This window comes from Bradyrhizobium sp. S3.2.6, assembly GCF_040546885.1.
Classification (GTDB): Bacteria; Pseudomonadota; Alphaproteobacteria; order Rhizobiales; family Xanthobacteraceae; genus Bradyrhizobium; species Bradyrhizobium cytisi.
In genome coordinates this window covers 89,496-104,573 of the sequence record NZ_JBEPOS010000003.1, presented here as the reverse complement: position 1 = coordinate 104,573, position 15,078 = coordinate 89,496, and the positions used below count along the sequence as shown (strand labels likewise).

At 64.4% G+C, this 15,078-nt stretch carries 12 protein-coding genes; 6 read left to right on the top strand and 6 right to left on the bottom strand.

Annotated elements, in window-relative coordinates:
* Positions 1-7 precede the first annotated feature (7 nt).
* Together ABID58_RS08245 and dctA are read left to right on the top strand one after the other, a co-directional pair.
* The gene (locus ABID58_RS08245) at positions 8-1,081 is read left to right on the top strand and encodes a 4-oxalomesaconate tautomerase (RefSeq protein ID WP_354032271.1); all 1,074 of its coding nucleotides are present in this window, start codon (positions 8-10) and stop codon (positions 1,079-1,081) included.
* 85 nt (positions 1,082-1,166) lie between these two features.
* Positions 1,167-2,564 carry a C4-dicarboxylate transporter DctA gene (gene dctA / locus ABID58_RS08240; protein WP_354032270.1) on the top strand — a complete coding sequence of 466 codons (1,398 nt, stop codon included), beginning with the start codon at positions 1,167-1,169 and terminating at the stop codon, positions 2,562-2,564.
* Here dctA and ABID58_RS08235 read toward each other — a convergent pair.
* Positions 2,561-4,450 carry an AsmA family protein gene (locus ABID58_RS08235; RefSeq protein ID WP_148756300.1) on the bottom strand — a complete coding sequence of 630 codons (1,890 nt, stop codon included), beginning with the start codon at positions 4,448-4,450 and terminating at the stop codon, positions 2,561-2,563. The genes dctA and ABID58_RS08235 overlap by 4 nt on opposite strands.
* Before the next feature lie 274 nt (positions 4,451-4,724).
* On the opposite strand from ABID58_RS08235, the gene ABID58_RS08230 reads away from it, so the two are divergent.
* Both ABID58_RS08230 and ABID58_RS08225 read left to right on the top strand, forming a co-directional pair.
* Positions 4,725-5,432, top strand: a complete 708-nt coding sequence (locus ABID58_RS08230) for a CoA transferase subunit A (RefSeq protein ID WP_148756292.1) — start codon at positions 4,725-4,727, stop codon at positions 5,430-5,432.
* A 10-nt stretch (positions 5,433-5,442) separates the two neighbouring features.
* Positions 5,443-6,093: a CoA transferase subunit B gene (locus ABID58_RS08225; protein WP_100176475.1), complete on the top strand. Its 651-nt coding sequence runs from the start codon at positions 5,443-5,445 to the stop codon at positions 6,091-6,093.
* A gap of 237 nt (positions 6,094-6,330) precedes the next feature.
* Here ABID58_RS08225 and ABID58_RS08220 read toward each other — a convergent pair whose 3' ends face one another.
* Entirely contained in the window at positions 6,331-7,368 is a 1,038-nt protein-coding gene (locus ABID58_RS08220) for an AraC family transcriptional regulator (RefSeq protein ID WP_354032269.1), read from the bottom strand.
* A 202-nt stretch (positions 7,369-7,570) separates the two neighbouring features.
* Between ABID58_RS08220 and ABID58_RS08215 the strand changes: the two genes are divergently transcribed.
* Positions 7,571-8,191, top strand: a complete 621-nt coding sequence (locus ABID58_RS08215) for a response regulator transcription factor (protein WP_148756290.1) — start codon at positions 7,571-7,573, stop codon at positions 8,189-8,191.
* A 189-nt stretch (positions 8,192-8,380) separates the two neighbouring features.
* Entirely contained in the window at positions 8,381-10,060 is a 1,680-nt protein-coding gene (locus ABID58_RS08210) for a mucoidy inhibitor MuiA family protein (protein ID WP_354032268.1), read from the top strand.
* 148 nt (positions 10,061-10,208) lie between these two features.
* On the opposite strand, the gene ABID58_RS08205 is transcribed toward ABID58_RS08210, so the two are convergent.
* The 4 genes from ABID58_RS08205 to ABID58_RS08190 form a co-directional block, all read right to left on the bottom strand.
* Positions 10,209-11,564: an esterase-like activity of phytase family protein gene (locus ABID58_RS08205; protein ID WP_354032267.1), complete on the bottom strand. Its 1,356-nt coding sequence runs from the start codon at positions 11,562-11,564 to the stop codon at positions 10,209-10,211.
* 84 nt (positions 11,565-11,648) lie between these two features.
* A complete protein-coding gene (locus ABID58_RS08200; protein ID WP_502916390.1) occupies positions 11,649-12,548 on the bottom strand; it encodes a carbohydrate ABC transporter permease in 900 nt (299 codons plus the stop codon).
* A complete protein-coding gene (locus ABID58_RS08195) occupies positions 12,541-13,497 on the bottom strand; it encodes a carbohydrate ABC transporter permease (RefSeq protein ID WP_354032266.1) in 957 nt (318 codons plus the stop codon). Before ABID58_RS08195 ends, ABID58_RS08200 begins: the two co-directional genes overlap by 8 nt.
* A 163-nt stretch (positions 13,498-13,660) precedes the next feature.
* Positions 13,661-15,004, bottom strand: coding sequence for an ABC transporter substrate-binding protein (locus ABID58_RS08190; protein ID WP_354032265.1), 1,344 nt, complete (start codon positions 15,002-15,004; stop codon positions 13,661-13,663).
* Between the last annotated feature and the right edge of the window lie 74 nt (positions 15,005-15,078).

The following is a 15,078-nucleotide window of genomic DNA, read 5'->3' as shown; positions in this document are numbered from 1 at the left end:
CGCCCCGATGAACGATCAGATTGCTATTCCCTGCGTGGTGATGCGCGGGGGTACCTCGCGCGGGCCGTTCTTTCTGGCCAGCGACCTTCCGGCCGAACCCACGCTGCGCGATGCGATCCTGCTGTCCGTCATGGGAGGAGGACACGATCTTGGAATCGACGGCATCGGCGGTGGCAACGCCGTTATCAACAAGGTCGCGATCGTCGGACCGGCATCGGTAGCTGGTGCCGATGTCGACTACCTCTTCGCCCAGGTGCGGGTCCGTGAAGGGATCGTCGATACCGCGCCGAACTGCGGGAATATGCTGGCGGCGGTGGGGCCGTTCGCAATTGAAGCCGGCCTGGTCGCCGCTGCCGCGGATCGCACTCACGTGCGCATCCATAATGTCAACACCGGCAAACTGATCGATGCGACGGTTGCCACTCCCGGCGGCAGGGTGACCTACGAAGGCGAGGCGCGGATCGACGGTGTACCGGGAACGGCCGCGCCCATAGAATTGTCGTTCCCCAACGCGGCCGGCGCACGCACCGGTCGCCTGCTGCCGACAGGACGTCCGATCGATCGCCTCGAAGGGATCGACGTCACCTGTATCGACGCAGCCATGCCCGTCATGCTTGTCCGCGCGGCCGATCTGGGATGGACCGGCCGCGAGGCACCCTCGGCTTTCGCCGAGGGCGGCTTCCGCGCGCGGCTCGAGAACTTGCGCATCGAGGCTGGCCGCCGGATGGGTTTTCCGGATTCCGCGTCAATGGTGATTCCGAAACCGATTCTGATTGCGACCGCGGTCGAGGCGACATTGAACACCCGGTACTTCATGCCGCACGACTGCCATAGCGCGCTGGCGGTGACCGGCGCTGTCGCGATCGCGACTGCGTGTGTGACGCCCGGAACGATCGCCGCGGAAATGGTCGGACTGCTGGCGCCGCCCGTGACGATCACGCTTGCCCATCCTTCCGGCCAACTCGCGGTTCGGTTGGAGCCCGGCCCGGTTGCCCGGGTGCAGCGGACAGCCCGGCGAATTTTCGAGGGCCACGTCTTCGCCCGCCGGTCGCACGAGCCCCATCCAGTCCTGGCGGCCTGAAGCCTGGCCGCCTCCGAAGCCATCAAGAAAAATCAGAGCCAAGAATCAATCAGAGCCATGAATCAGAGCCACGGGAGAAACGAGAATGCAGGAAGCGCTGGCCGGGCACCCAACCACTGAGGTGCGAAAACCATTCTACCGGATTCTCTATGTCCAGGTGCTGATCGGTCTCACGCTCGGTATCCTCACCGGCCATTTCTGGCCCGAATTCGGTGCCGCGGTAAAACCCTTCGGAGACGGCTTCGTAAAGCTGGTCAAGATGATGATCGCGCCGATCGTGTTCTGCACCATCGTGAGCGGCATCAGCAGCATCAGCGATTCCCGCGACATCGGCCGCACGCTGATGAAGTCGATGGCGCTGTTTTACTTGCTGACCGGGCTCGCATTGCTGGCTGGCCTGACCGCCGTGTCGCTGATCCAGCCGGGCGAGGGGATGCATGTCTCCGTCAGCACGTTGGATCCAACGGTGGCGGCGAAATTCAGCAAGCAGGCGGGGGCGTCCGGATTTGCCGATTTCGTGCTGCACATCATCCCGCATTCATTCTTCGGCGCCTTCGCCGATGGTGAAGTGCTGCCGGTGCTGCTGGTCTCGGTGCTGATCGCCTTCGGCCTTGGCCGTGCCGGCGACAGCGGTGGTGCGGTGACAAAGGCCATCGACTCGTTCTCACAGGTGCTGTTTGTGTCCTTCGGCTTCATCATGAAGCTTGCCCCGCTCGGCGCTTTTGGAGCGATGGCGTTCACGGTCGGCCGCTACGGCATCCGTTCGATCGGCTCGCTCGGACTGCTGATCCTGACCTTCTATGTCGCCTGCTCCGTCTTCGTGGTCGTCGTGCTCGGCACTCTGGCGCGGCTGAACGGCTTCAGCCTGTGGAAGACCATCCGCTACTTCAAGGAGGAGCTGCTGATCGTGCTCGGCACATCGTCCTCCGAGCCGGCCTTGCCCGGCGCGCTGCGCAAGCTGGAGCAGCTGGGTTGCCGGAAAGGCGTGTCAGGGCTCGTATTGCCGATGGGCTACTCTTTCAATCTGGACGGTAGCGCCATTTATCTCACGCTGGCGTCCATGTTCATCGCCCAGGCCTGCGACATTCACCTGTCCTGGGGACAGATCGCGGCGATGCTCGGCCTGATGCTGTTGACGTCCAAAGGGGCCGCGGGTGTTACCGGCAGCGGCTTCGTCGCGCTGGTCGCGACGCTTACCGTGATGCCGGATCTGCCGGTGACCGGCGTCGCACTGTTGGTGGGCATCGACCGCTTCATGTCGGAAGCGCGGGCGTTGACGAGCATGATCAGCAACTGTGTCGCAGCCATCACCATTTCGCTCTGGGAGGACGCATGTGACCGCGAGGTGCTGGCCCGTGAGCTGGGACAGAGTGGCGCTCACGAAGCGGCATCGGGATCGAATGGCGTGGCAGCAGTTGCACGAGAGGACAAGAACTGGATTTCAGCGACGCAATCGGCAGCTGGATGCTGCCTTTCACGCTAGTTGGACTTCGCGCCCTCCTTGGCGTTCTCCGCCGTCGGCGAACCCTCCGGCGCCTGTCGCTTTCCGCCGGTGATGCGCTGCTTCAGTAGGTCGAGGAAAGGAGACGCCGCAGGCGACTGGCGGATCAGGGCCTCGGGATCTGGGAAGATCAGCGGATCGTCCCAGGGACCCTGCACCATGAAGGGCAGTTGAAAGCCGGACGTTGTGTTGAGGCTCGCCACGCCCTTCATGTCGTATTCGCGCGTCGGCACCGATGCGGTACCGGTCAGCGTGATCTTCGCCGAAGGTCCCTCGATCCGGATGTCCTCGGCGGTAGCGATCCCGTCGGCGAATTTCACGGCAATGGTGAGATTGTCAAACGGCGTCGAGCCATTGCGGAAATTGCCGCCGCCGGACAATGGCCGGCGCTCGAGCCGCTTCAAGAGCTGCTCGGCATTGAAGCCTGCAATCGCGCCGTCGTGGCCGGTCACGGTGGCGGTGCCGTCGAGCGACTGCACCAGGCCGAACGGGCTCGAGCCGGAAGCGAGCAGCGACACGTTGATATTGCCGCGGCCGGACAGCTTGTTGAGGCCGAACAGTTCGGAGGCGCAGGCCTGGAGGTCGACGTCGGTGAACTGGAATTGCGCCTTGATGTCGGCGACCGTGTCGGAGCGCGAGATGCCGAACGAGCCCTTGGCGATGCCGCCATAGACCTGGGCCTCGCCGACCGAGAGCGCCAGCGTGCCGTTGCGCAAGTTCGCACCGATCGCGGTGCGGCCGAGCTTCGTGGGGCCGACCGTCAGCTTGGCGGCCGACAGGCGCATATCGAGGTCGGTGGTCGAGAGACCATTAAGGTCGAACAGCTGCCTGTTCCAGTCGCGCGCGCCGCTCGCGAGCAGGCGGAAGGTGGAGATATAGGGCGTCAGGTCCAGCGCGTCGGCGGCGAGCGTCGCCTGCAGCGTCTGCCGGCCGTTATTGGCGTAGGTGATCACGCCTTCGGCGGTGTTGCCGTCGAGCTCGACATTGACGTTGGTGAGCGCGATCGAGGCGCCGACGACATTGGCGCGCGCCTTCAGCGCGAAGCGGCCGAAGCCGCCGCTGCCGGGCTGCGGCTGGCCGGTCCAGCGCAACGCGTTGCGCAAGGAGGGGCTGTCGATGGTGAGCGTGCCCTCCATCATCGGGCTGGTGCGGTTGGCGACGCTGCCGTCGAAGGCGAGCTTGAGCGGTGCGCTGGCGATCCGCGCCTTCAAGCCCGAACGGTCGCCGGAGAGGGCCGCGACGAAATCGGCAATGCTGATGGAGCCGTCGACGCGCTCGCCGCGCCAGTCGAATTGTCCGGTCGCGGCAAAGGAGCGCGAGATCGAGGGCCAGGCTAGCGACAGGTCGATATCCTCGAACTTCTCGATGGCGTTGGTGGCAACGTCCTCGTAATTGAGCACCCCGTCCTGGATCCTGATCTCGGAGAACGAGACCTGGTTGTCGGCGCCGGGCTTCATCGTCCGTGCGATGGTCTGGATAAAGGGTGTCCAGTTGCTCTCGCCGTCCCGCTTCAGGCGGACATGGATGTGCGGCCGCAGCAGCGTCAGGTCGGCGATCTCGAACCGTTGCAGCAATAGCGGCAAGAGCCTGAGATTGGCGGTGAGCACGTCGACATGGAGCGCGGGGTCGGCGGTGCCGCCGCCCTTGAGGCCGACGTCATGGAAGGAGATGTAGCTTGCCGGCAGCACGAAAATGTCGATGTTGCCTGCCACGCTGAGCTCGAGCCCGGTGACGTCGCGGATCTGCGCTTCCACTGCCTTGCGCAGCGCGTCGCGGTTGATGAGCCAGGAGGTCGCGAGCAGGGCGATCAGCGCGAGGCCGAGCAGCGCCGCGATCGGCGTCCCGAGGCGCTTCATTCCTTGGGCCATGGTCAATGGCATGTCCTGATCGGGTTGGTCGCTGGAGCCAGAAGGGCGGAGCGGGAAACCTGCGCGCCCCCACGCCCAACCCCCGCAACTTGATGGGTTTTCTTGTCGCTTTCAAGGCCGCGGGCGGGTCTGCCCACGGCGTGGGCAGCTTCTACCACCGGCTCTCCGAACGGAGAACCCCGTATCATTGACGGCTTCGGACGATTTCGCCTAATAATCGCCGCCAATAATGGCGCGACGCCTGCAGGCCGCAGCTTCAGTCGAGGGTTTTTGCATGAACAAGGTCTATCCCGACGCCAAGTCGGCGCTTGAGGGCGTTCTCAAGGACAATATGATGATCATGTCGGGTGGCTTCGGCCTCTGCGGCATCGCCGAGGTGCTGTCGGATGCGATTCGCGACTCCGGCGTCAAGGGTTTGACAGTTGTCTCGAACAATGCCGGCGTCGACGGCATCGGGCTCAGTCGCCTGCTGGAAACCCGCCAGATCAAGAAGATGATCTCGTCCTATGTCGGCGAGAACAAGCTGTTCGCCCAGCAATTCCTCGCCGGCGAGCTGGAGCTCGAATTCAATCCGCAGGGCACGCTGGCCGAGCGCATCCGCGCCGGCGGCGCCGGCATCCCGGCCTTCTACACCAAGACCGGCGTCGGCACGCTGATCGCCGAAGGCAAGGAAGTGAAGGAGTTCGACGGCGAGAAGTATCTGATGGAGCGCGGCCTGTTCGCCGACCTCGCCATCGTGCACGCCTGGAAGGGTGATACCGCCGGCAACCTGATTTACCGCAAGACTGCGCGCAACTTTAATCCGATGATGGCGACTGCTGCCAAGATCACGGTGGCCGAGGTCGAGCATCTGGTTCCCGCCGGTGAACTCAACCCCGACCACATCCACACGCCCGGCATCTTCGTGAAGCGCATCGTCGAGGTCGGCACGGCCCAGAAGCGCATCGAATTCCGCAACACCCGCCCGCGCACCGCCGCCTAAGGAGAGTCACATGGCCTGGACCCGTGAACAGATGGCCGCGCGCGCCGCGAAGGAATTGCGCGACGGCTACTACGTCAATCTCGGCATCGGTATCCCGACGCTGGTCTCGAACTACATCCCCGACGGCGTCGACGTCAGCCTCCAGAGCGAGAACGGCATGCTCGGCATGGGCCCGTTCCCCTACGAGGGCGAGGAGGACGCCGACCTCATCAACGCCGGCAAGCAGACCGTGAGCGAGCTGCCCTCGACCTCGTATTTCTCGAGCGCGGATTCCTTCGGCATGATCCGCGGCGGCCATATGGATCTGTCGATCCTCGGCGCCATGCAGGTGGCCCAGAACGGCGATCTCGCCAACTGGATGATCCCCGGCAAGATGGTCAAGGGCATGGGCGGCGCGATGGACCTCGTCGCCGGCGTCAAGCGCGTCGTCGTGGTGATGGAGCATTCCGCCAAGGACGGCTCCAAGCTCTTGAAGAAGTGCAATCTGCCGCTGACCGGCGAGCGCGTGGTCGACATGGTCGTCACCGATCTCGCCGTCTTCACCATCGACAAGCACGGCGACGGCGGCATGGCGCTGATCGAGCTCGCCGACGGCGTCACGCTCGACGAGGTCAAGGCCAAGACCGAAGCCGAGTTTCGTGTCGCGCTGAAGAACACCTGAGACAGCGGAAAAGAATGATCGCGGAATGGCCGGGCTTCGTCCCGGCCCTTTTTCGTTTGGACGTACGTTGCACACTGCCTCGACACCGTCATTGCGAGGAGCTCTTGCGACGAAGCAATCCAGGCTGTCTCCGCGGAAAGACTCTGGTTGCTTCGCTGCGCCGCTGCGCTCGCAATGATGCAGTATGAGGCGTGGCTGCGGCTCCTCCAATTCCACCGGCCCTGCGCGCACTGAGCCTTAAGCGGCTGATGCCGATGCTACCTCGGTCCGCTGCGCCTGCGGCCGAACGCCCTTGCGCCAGTCGGTGATGGTGCAGCCGAAGCGACCGCGGAACCAGCGGGCCATGGCGCTCTGCGCCGAGAAGCCGAGCTGTGCGGCGATGTCCGCCAGCGGCCGGTCCGGGTCCTCGATCAACTGGATCACGAGATCGGCGCGTTGCGCATCCAGAATGGCCGAGAAGCTGGTGCCCGCCTCGGCCAGGTGCCGATGGATGGTGCGGCGGGTGCAGGCGAGATGCTCGGCCACGCGTTCGACGGTGCAGTCGCCGCTCGCGAGCAGGATGCGCACGACCTCGTCGACCTTCCCCTCCCAGCTTGCCGGCCGGTTTTCGATCGCCTCGATCCGCTTGCGCAGATAGTTCGCGATGAGGGGATGCGCGCTCGGGATCCGGCGCTCCATGTCGTGCGCCGACAGCAGGATCGAATCCTCCTCCGCGTTGAAGATCACGCGGCAGCCGTAGAACTCGCGGTAGCACTTGCGGTCGTGCGGCGGCGGGTAGTGCAGGTGAACTTCCTGCGGCCGCCAGTCACTGCCGAACAGCGACTGGATGATGCGATGGACGCTGCCGAGCGCCATGTCGATCGACTGGCGCGGGGCGGTCGGCTGCCGGCCGCGCAGATGCAATGTGACGGTCACAGTCTGCTTGGCTCTGACGATCTCGAGCTTCATGCCGTCGTGATGAACATGGATGAAGCGCGAGAATGCCTCGATGGCCTCGCCGACGGTCGCCTGTTCGCGCACGATCAGGCCGACCGCGCCGAAATTGGTCAGTCCTCCGCGCTCGGCCAGCCGCAAGCCGAAATCTTCGGCGCCGGATTCCTCTGCCGACAATTCGAGCAGGCGACGCAGACTTGCGACGGCGATGGGGGTATCGGGCTGATCGAGGACGGCCAACGGCAGCCTGGCCTTGCGCATCATTTTCCCGGGGTCGAGCCCGACCGACCGGGCGACCTCCGGATAACAGCTCAAGCCTGCGCTGCGAATGAGGTCGGTCATGCGACCTATTCCTGTCAGCCATTCCCCGCAGATGTCCCGAAATGTAAAGTTTCTGTCCCGAGCCGTCAAATCCGGGAACAAGGTGGAACATACATAAGAGAAAGCGAAGCACCGGCGCCAATGCCGTGCTCATGACGGCGGGGCGCGATGGGGCCTCCGGCCGTCACGTGCCATTTGACCAAGACATTGCTGGATCGGGATTATGCCGGGAAACATGGTTTCCAAGGGTGAGGTATTCGTCATTGAAACCGACGCTGCCTCCCGCGAACAATTGTCCAATGCGCTCCAGCAGAGCGCTTATAACGTGATCTGCTTCGCCGACGGCGCATCGCTGCTGTCGGAAGCCAAGGCGCGGATGCCGGCCTGCGTATTGCTGGAGATGCCGCCGGATCGCTCCGCCCTCGACGTGCTCAAGCGCCTGCGCGAAGAAAATTGCATGGCGCCGGTCTTGGTGACCTCGGCGAACGGCAGCATCGCCATGGCGGTCGACGCCATCAAGAGCGGCGCGGCCGACTTCATCGAGAAACCGTTCCGCACCCACGACGTCGTCGGTCGGATCGATGCTGCGATCGACGAGTCTGCCCAGCCCGATTCGAGCCGGCAGCGCTGGCTGCCCGGCTGCGAACCCCTGACCGCGCGCGAAGGCGATGTGCTCGCGCATCTCGCTGCCGGCCGGACCAACAAGGAGGTCGCCCGGCGGATGCATCTGAGCGCACGCACGGTGGAAGGCTATCGCGCCAGCATCTTGAAGAAGGCCGGCGCCCGCAACGTGACGGATTTGCTCCGCCGCATTTTTGGCCAGGGTACGCCCGGCCAAGCCTGACCTCGGCCTTTTACGACTCGGTTGTGCCGCGGCGCGGTGACGCGTTCCGCGGCCATGGTGCCGCCGCAACGGCGCCCAACGGAAACCCTAATCGAACCGGTTCCTTCCCTGCCGCGTCTCACCACGATGGCGTGGCACGTTTTTGCGCGTCCGGCTGGCGACGCGGCGATATCGGCAGGGAGAAATTTGATGCGTACGATCGCAAGATGTCTGGCGACGACGAGCCTGGTCCTGGTGACCGCAGCGCTCGCCTCGCCCTCATGGGCCGCCGATGTGGACGCCACATCGGCGATCGACAACGTCACCGTCTATCCTGATGGCGCCACCGTCACCCGCGTGATTGCGATCGACCTCGCCACCGGCGACAGCACGCTGGTCGCCAAGGATTTTCCGCTCTCGCTCGACCCATCCTCTTTGCGCGTCGAGGGTGAGGCCGGCGCAAAACTCACCATCGGCACCATCGATGCGCGGCCGCCGCGTGCGGCGCCGCCGGTGAATCTTACCGAGCTCGAGAAGCGCATCGAGGCGCTCAAGGACGAGCGCGCCGACCTGCAAGGCGCGATCGATGCGGCGGCCGCCCGGCGCAAATTCGCGCAGCGCTTTGCCGAAGCCTCTCCCGCCGGCCTCGGCGAGAAGGGCGAGGCGCGCCCGATTACCGAGTGGCGCGCGGCCTTCACCGCCGTGGGCGAGGAAGTTGCAGCCGCTGAAACGGCGATCCGTGACGCCGCACGAAAACAGCGCGAGATCGATCGCCAGGTCGCGCAGCTCGAAGCCGACCGATCCGCCAAGCCGCCGAGCAAGCTCGAGGTGCGGATCGACATCGCCTCGGCAGCCGCGACAAAGGCAACGCTGCGAGTGACGTACACCGTGCGCAATGCGCGCTGGCTGCCGCTCTATGACGCCCGGCTCGACACTGGCGCCAAGGACCGCAAGCCGCAGCTCGAGCTGGTCCGCCGCGCCGAGGTCACGCAATCGACCGGCGAGGACTGGTCGAACGTCACGCTCGGCGTTTCCACCGTCCGTATCGCCCGCGGCGGCAGCGCGCCGGAGCTGGGCTCGCTGGTGGCGCAATATCCGCAGGTGCCGAAGCCGCGCGCACTGGAAGGGGCCGCTGACATGCCGGCGCCTGCGGCGGCGCCGATGCTGCGAAAGATGGAGGCGGCACGAAGCAGGGAGGAATTTGATCTGCCGGCCCAACGTGCCGACGAGCAGCAAGCCGTTGCGGAGATCGGCGACTTCCAGGCGACCTTCAAAATCCCCGGCCGCGTCAGCCTCGGCGCCGCCGAAGGCGCCAAGAGCCTGCGCATCGCCTCGATGACCGTGCCCGCCGATCTCGCGGTGCGCGCTGCACCGGTGCTGGATCCCACCGCCTTCCTCGAGGCCAGCTTCAAGCAGACCGACGACACGACGTTGCTGCCGGGCAAGGTCGCGATCTACCGCGACGGCATTTTCGTCGGCCGCGGCAAGCTCTCGGGCTCAGTCAAGGACGACATCGTGCGCCTCGGCTTCGGCGCCGACGACAAGGTCAAGGTCGAGCGCGCGGTGCTCAAGCGCAACGAGGGCTCGGCCGGCTTGATCGTGACGACCTCGAAGACCGATGAGCGCACCTTCAAGACCACCATCCGCAACGGCCACGACTTCCCGATTCACGTCGCGATCGAGGATCAGCTGCCGGTTAGCGAGAATGACGAGATCGTCGTCGAGATGCTGCCCGCGACCACGCCGCTCACGGCAAGAGATATCCGTGACAAGCGCGGCGTGCTGGAATGGTCGTTCGACGCCAAGCCCGGCGAGGTCAAGGACATCAACTTCGCCTGGCGCGTCCGCTGGCCGAAGGACAAGAGCATGGTGATCGTGCCGTCGGGCTAGATATCACCCGCTTCGCTCCTTCTCTCCCGTCATGCCCCGCGAAGGCGGGGCATCCAGTACTCCGCGGCATTTCCGTATCACACGGATGCCGCGGCATACTGGATCGCCCGGTCAAGCCGGGCGATGACCGTGTTGAGAGAGCTCCAGCTTACTTCGCCTTCAGGAAATCGGCGACGTCGAGCAGCACGAACTCGTCGTCGTCGGCCTTGTTGGGATCGCGGCTGGACGAGAACGGCAGATTGTTGTCGTTGCCGACGATGATGTGGGTGTCGTCGACGCGATCGACGTTCTCGATGGTGAAGAACGGGAAGGTGTAGACGCCGTCGTTGAGGGCTTTGCGCGCCTTCTTGTCGGGATCCTGGATCTTCAGGAGGTCGATATAGCCGATCTTGCGCACGGGCTTGCCGACATTGGCCTCCGTCAGCTCAATCTTGTAGACGCGCTTGAACTTGGCGACGTCAGGGAAGCAGTTCTCGCCGCGGGTGCCCGCCAGGCAGGCCTTGTCGGGCGTGCCTTCGCCGTTGTCGCGCTCGATGACGAGGCCGGCGCTGGGGTCGATCATGTTGAAGTCGCCAATGGCGTTGCCGTTCTGCTCGAACACATATTGCCAGTAGCGGCCGGTGAATTTCTCCGCGGCGACGTCGAATTCGAGGATGCGGGACGCTTCCTTGCCGTCGACCCGCTCCCAATCCTTCTTGTCGGCATCCCACAGCGGACCTTCGAGCAGGCCGTAGAGGAATTTGCCGTCCTTGGAGGACGCGAAGCCCTCAAAGCCCTTGGAGCGGCGCAGGTTGACGTTGGTGTAGGTCGCGCCGGGCGCACCCGGGGTCGCCACCGCCCAGTGGTCGGGCGAGCGCACCGGCTTGCCGTCGGCGATGGTTTCGAACACGGCGAGGATCTTGCCTGATTTGTCGGCCTTCAGCACGTAGGGGCCGAACTCGTCGCCGATCCAGAAGGTGTCGCCGATGATCTGGAAACCTTCGGTGTCGAAGTCGGCGCCGGTGAGATAGCGCTTCTCGGTGTCCTCGTGGACGATGCGGAACGGCACGCGTCTGTCGGGATCGTGCAGGAAGACGGTCGCTTCGCGCTCGATCTTGCCGCCCGCCCAATCCATCTTGTAGTGGTTCAGGTACAGCATCGAGTCCGGCGAGTTGGCGCGCGCGCCCATGCCGTTGTCGGTGATGACCCAGAAGCTGCCGTCGGGCATCGTCTTGATGCCGGAATGGCCCTGCAGCGGCTGGCCCTTGAACGGCAGCGAGACGCCGGTCGAACGCTCAAACGACTTACCCATCACGGTGCCGAGCGCGTCGACGCGCTTGCCGGTGGTGTATTTGCCCGAGGTCTTGAGATCGGCCGGCGCATCGGCCGGGGCATCGATGAAGGTCGCGGCCGGCATCACAACGTGGCCGGCGAGCTTGGCCGGGAATTCACCCTCACTCTGTGCGAGCGCGGTGCTCGCGGTGAGAATGACCGTTGCGACGGTGCTGAGAAAAGTCGCGCGCATGTGCGTCTCCTGTTAACGGGAGGCCGTCTTATGCGGATCGCGTATTGCAGTTTTGTGAAACCGGGCCAAACGCCGCAGGCACAGCTATTCCTTTACCGCGCCGGTGAGCGAAGACACGTAGTAATCCACGAACAACGAGTAGAAGATCGCGACCGGCAGCGAGCCGAGCAGCGAGCCCGCCATCAGCGCACCCCACTGGTAGACGTCGCCGGTGACGAGCTCGGTCAGGATCGCGACCGGCACGGTCTTGTTGGCGCCGCTCTGGATGAAGGCGAGCGCGTAGATGAACTCGTTCCAGGACAGCGTGAAGGAGAAGATGCCGGCCGAGATCAGGCCGGGCACCGCGAGCGGCAGCGTGATCCGCCGCAGGATCTGCAGCCGCGTCGCACCGTCGACCAGCGCGCATTCCTCGAGCTCGTAGGGGATCGACTTGAAATAGCCGATCAGCAGCCAGGTGCAGAACGGCACCAGGAAGGTCGGATAGACCAGGATCAGCGCCAGGGGCGAGTCGAACAGGCCAAACTGCACGACGACGGTGGCGAGCGGGATGAACAGGATCGACGGCGGCACCAGATAGGCGAGATAAATGCCGAGACCGACATACGGACTGCCGCGGAAGCGCAGGCGCTCGATGGCATAGGCAGCGAGTGTGCTCGCGATCAACGATAGCGTGGTCGAGCCGATCGCGACCAGCATTGTGGTCCACAGCCAGCGCGGATAGGCGGTGTCGAACAGCAGGTGCTTGATGTGGGCGAGCGTCGGCGAGGAGATCCAGAACGGGTTGTGCTCCCGGTAGTTCATCAGCTCCGCGTTCGGCTTGAACGACGTGATCGCCATCCAGTAGAACGGAAACAGCAGGATCAGCACGAAGCAGCCGAGCGGCAGATAGATCATCATCAGCCGCCGCAGCCCGGAATCCCAGGCCATGGTGTCGGGCGCCGCTTTCGCGTCGGCGACCGCGGAGGCTTGCGCGGTGTCAGTCATTGGCCTCTCCCTGCTGCCATTTGCGGCGCGCCAGGCCGAAATAGGAAAACAGCGTCGCGAACACCAGGAACGGGATCATTGACACCGCGATGGCCGCACCTTCGCCGAGCTCGCCGCCGGCGATGCCGCGCTGGAACGCCAGCGTCGCCAGCAAATGGGTCGAGTTGCCGGGGCCGCCGCGGGTGATGGCATAGACCAGCTGGAAGTCGGTGAAGGTGAAGATGATCGAGAACGTCATGACGATGGCGAGGATCGGCATCATCATCGGGAAGGTGATATAGCGGAAGCGCTGCCAGGCGCTGGCGCCGTCGAGCATGGCGGCTTCGTAGAGCGAGGGCGAGATGGTCTGCAGCCCCGCCAGCAGCGAGATCGCGACGAAGGGAATACCGCGCCAGATGTTGGCGGCGATCAGCGAGAACCGCGCCGGCCAGGGCGAGCCGAGGAAGTCGATGTTGCTCGTGCGCCAATGCAGCACGTCGACCAGCAGATAGGAGATGATCGAGAACTGTGGATCGTAGATCCACCAGAACGCCAGCGCCGAGAGCACCGTCGGCACGATCCAGGGCAGCAGGATGATCGCGCGCAGCAGGCTCTTGAACGGAAAATGGTTGTTGAGCAATAGCGCAAGCCAGAAGCCGAGCGCGAACTTCCCGAAGGTCGCGATGCCCGTGTAGACCACGCTGTAGAATACCGCGTTCCACCACAGGGAATCGGTGAGCAGGTACTGGAAGTTCTCCAGGCCTATGAATTCGCCCTTGCGGCCGATCGTGGTGTCGGTGAAGGCGAGCCAGAGGCCGAGCCCAAGCGGATAGGTCAGGAATACCCCGAGCAGCCCGATCGCGGGCGCAAGGCACATCACGACCAGGAACGGCTTGTAGTCGAACAGGCGCACCAGCCAGTTCGGTTGCCGCTGGACCAGCACGGATGAGGAAAGGGTGGTCACGGACATCGGTTCGTTGGTCCCGTCTGAAGTGTCACCACACCGTCATTGCGAGCGAAGCGACTTGTCCGCCGAAGCCTTGGCGAAGGCGGAAGCAATCCAGTCTGGTTCTGCGGCTGGCAGTCTGGATTGCTTCGTCGCAAGGGCTCCTCGCAATGACGGTCGCTCCGTCTTACCTCTGCCGCCTGAAATACCGCTTGCAGCGCTGCTCGGCTTCTGCGGCGGCGGCCTCCGGCGTGGCCGCGCCGGTCGCAACCGACGCGAACATCTGGATCAGCACGTAGTCGGCGCTGACGGCGCCGGTCGCCGTCGAGATCGGGCCCGCATAGCCGTCGTAATAGGTGCTGTTCATGGTGTCCTTGAACAGCTTCACCTTCGGGTCCTGCGACCACACGGCGGCCTCGGCATAGGCCGCGAGCGGCTGCGCCCAGTAGCCGGAGTTGGCGTTGAGCCACGGCTCGTACTGGTCCTTCTCCAGCATGAATTGCAGGAAGGCCTTTGCGGCGTTGGGGTACTGGCTGTGCTTGAACACCATGGCGTTCAGCGTCAGGCCGGCCATCGGCGAGACCTTGGCCACGCCCTTCGGCAGCAGCTGATGCTCGCTGTCGTCGGCGATGGCCTTGGTCGCGGGATCGTTCTTCAGCGAGAAATACAGCGAGACGCCATTGGCGGTCAGTGCGATTTCCTGCGCGGCATAGGCGCGGTTGTTGCTGACGTCGTTCCACGAGGTCGTGCCGGCGATGAAGGTCGGGTAGAGCTGCTTGACCCAGTTCAGCGCAGCGATCGTCTCCTTGCTGTTGATGATAACGTTGCCCTCCTCATCGAGCAGGGCGGCGTTATGCGACCACAGCGCCCAGCTCGCAAAGCCGTTGCCGTCGCCCTTGGCGTTGCCGAGCGCGAAGCCGGCGGGCTTGCCGGCCTTTTGCAGCTTCTGGCAGAGATCGAGGATGCCGGCATGGTCTTCCGGCACCTTGTCGAAGCCGACCGATTGCAGGATCGACTTGCGGTAGATCAGCGGACCCGCGGTCGCGCCGAACGGCAGGCCGATCCAGGTGTCGCTCTTGTTCTTCTTGCCGTAGCGCTGCGCCAGCGGCAGCCAGCCACCGTAACGCTTGCCGGCATAGTCGGCGACGTCGGTCAGCTCGATCAGCTTGTCGATATAGATGTGCGGCGCATCGGAGAAGCCGATGATGATGTCGGGGCCGGCGCCGGAATTGGCGGTGACCGCGGTCTGCTGGTTGATGTCCTCCCAGCCGACGAAATCGACCTTGACCTCGACGCCGGTCTCCTTGGTGAACTTGGCCGCATTGGCGCGGAACACGTCCTCGTCGGCCTGAACGAAGCGTACCGGCCGCAACATGCGCAAGCTTGCGCCCTTCTCGATCGGCAGTTTCGGCGCGGGGACGTCGGCGGCCTTGATCGCGGATTGAGCGTGCGCTGCAACACCAGTGGCAGCGACCGTTGCAGCGGACAGGCCCAGCGCCAAGGCATCACGACGTGTGATGTCGTTCCTCATCAGTTCCTCCCTATGATGTCTCCCTTCCCGGCGTTGATCGCCGGTGAAGGGCCGTTTTGGTCTTTTGGCGCGCT

Coding starts and splice junctions, on each gene's coding strand:
- ABID58_RS08245 (WP_354032271.1), top strand. CDS start 8: ATGAACGATCAGATTGCTATTCCCTGCGTGGTGATGCGCGGGGGTACC.
- dctA (WP_354032270.1), top strand. CDS start 1,167: ATGCAGGAAGCGCTGGCCGGGCACCCAACCACTGAGGTGCGAAAACCA.
- ABID58_RS08235 (WP_148756300.1), bottom strand. CDS start 4,450: ATGGCCCAAGGAATGAAGCGCCTCGGGACGCCGATCGCGGCGCTGCTC.
- ABID58_RS08230 (WP_148756292.1), top strand. CDS start 4,725: ATGAACAAGGTCTATCCCGACGCCAAGTCGGCGCTTGAGGGCGTTCTC.
- ABID58_RS08225 (WP_100176475.1), top strand. CDS start 5,443: ATGGCCTGGACCCGTGAACAGATGGCCGCGCGCGCCGCGAAGGAATTG.
- ABID58_RS08220 (WP_354032269.1), bottom strand. CDS start 7,368: ATGACCGACCTCATTCGCAGCGCAGGCTTGAGCTGTTATCCGGAGGTC.
- ABID58_RS08215 (WP_148756290.1), top strand. CDS start 7,571: ATGCCGGGAAACATGGTTTCCAAGGGTGAGGTATTCGTCATTGAAACC.
- ABID58_RS08210 (WP_354032268.1), top strand. CDS start 8,381: ATGCGTACGATCGCAAGATGTCTGGCGACGACGAGCCTGGTCCTGGTG.
- ABID58_RS08205 (WP_354032267.1), bottom strand. CDS start 11,564: ATGCGCGCGACTTTTCTCAGCACCGTCGCAACGGTCATTCTCACCGCG.
- ABID58_RS08200 (WP_502916390.1), bottom strand. CDS start 12,548: ATGACTGACACCGCGCAAGCCTCCGCGGTCGCCGACGCGAAAGCGGCG.
- ABID58_RS08195 (WP_354032266.1), bottom strand. CDS start 13,497: ATGTCCGTGACCACCCTTTCCTCATCCGTGCTGGTCCAGCGGCAACCG.
- ABID58_RS08190 (WP_354032265.1), bottom strand. CDS start 15,004: ATGAGGAACGACATCACACGTCGTGATGCCTTGGCGCTGGGCCTGTCC.